We start from the raw sequence: 961 nt of genomic DNA, 5'->3' as shown, positions 1-961 counted from the left end.
TGAGGCGGGTGGCGGCGCGGGGCCGGCGTCGCCCTGCGCCCGGTGGGATGCCGCTGGGTACCGGCACGGGGGATGTCCGCTCGGCCCGGCGCCTCGACGGGACGCCGGACCGAGCGCTCCTGCTGCCCCCGAGGATCCCCACCCCGGGGGGGGTGAAGACACGGTTCACCCAAGCTGGGCGGGGTGTTCGCCCGCACCCGTCGGGACGTGGTTCGTTCACGCTGGACGGAGGGTCCACCCGCATCCGACAGGACGCTGCTCACCCACGCCTGACAGGACGTCCACCCGCACCCGACGGCGCCCTTCCGCCTCCCGGGCGGGCTCGTGCGCCGGACTCAGGACGGGCACCCCGCCCCGCCCTCCGGCCGGCGGCGGTCGGTGGGCGGGGCGCCGGCGGACGGCCGTGGACGCCTCACGGCCGTGGTTCGGCGTTCCCGGCTCTCCTTCCCAGGAGCAGCAGTGCCGTCGTCGCCAGGTACGGCACCGCGAACACCGCGAAGGCGGTGCTGTGGGCGTGGCCCGAGGCGATCAGCGCGTAGCCGCCGTAGACCGCGACCGTCGCCAGCTCCGTGCCCAGTCCCGCGACCGAGGTCAGGGTGGCCCGCCCGGAGTCCTGGATGCGTCGCTGGAGCCGGGCGTCGGCCAGCACGGTCGCCGCCTGGAAGCCGCCGAAGGCGAGGGCGACGAGGACCAGCCCCCGCGGACTGCCGTCGATCGCGCCGGCGGCGAGGGCGATGCCCGCGCCGGCCAGCAGCGCGGCGAGGCCTCGTGTCCCGAGCCGGTCGCCCTCCCCCGCCAGCAGGCTCCCGGCGGTGGCGCCCGCCCAGATCAGCAGGAGCAGGTAGGGAACCGTTCCGTCGGCGACGCCGGTCCCCCGCACCAGCAGCGGCGTGTACTCGTCCAGCGCTCCCCACACGGCGCCCACGGCCGGGACCAGCAGCAGCGCGCCGCGCACGGAGCG

1 pseudogene is annotated in these 961 nt (G+C 77.2%); it reads right to left on the bottom strand.

Annotated elements, in window-relative coordinates:
• Nucleotides 1-412 precede the first annotated feature (412 nt).
• Nucleotides 413-961 (bottom strand): annotated as a pseudogene (locus tag B9S61_RS02095) (MFS transporter); the annotation flags it as partial.

Source organism: Streptomyces sp. SM1 (genome assembly GCF_002910825.1).
GTDB classification, from domain to species: Bacteria; Actinomycetota; Actinomycetes; order Streptomycetales; family Streptomycetaceae; genus Streptomyces; species Streptomyces okerensis.
This window is presented reverse-complemented; position numbering and strand designations above follow the sequence as displayed.